This is a genomic window from Bifidobacterium asteroides (assembly GCF_009683175.1).
Classification (GTDB): Bacteria; Actinomycetota; Actinomycetes; order Actinomycetales; family Bifidobacteriaceae; genus Bombiscardovia; species Bombiscardovia asteroides_H.
The window spans coordinates 1-232 of the sequence record NZ_WKKW01000016.1; the positions used below are offsets into that span (position 1 = coordinate 1).

Consider the following 232-nt stretch of genomic DNA (forward strand, 5'->3'; position numbering starts at 1 on the left):
GGCAGCGACGGATACACCTACGCCTGGGGATTAAACAACTATGGCCAACTCGGCATCAGCAGCAAAAACTCTTCGTCTTTTCCTGTGCGCGTGCGAGACTTCGCCAGCCCCAACGACGCAAACAAAGGACTGAAAGCCGTACAGGTCAGCGCCGGATACTCTCATTCGCTGGCCGTGGGCAGCGACGGATACACCTACGCCTGGGGATTAAACAACTATGGCCAACTCGGCA

At 56.5% G+C, this 232-nt stretch carries 1 pseudogene; it reads left to right on the forward strand.

The features are described from left to right. A pseudogene (locus GKC41_RS08680) lies at positions 1 to 232 on the forward strand (hypothetical protein); the annotation flags it as partial.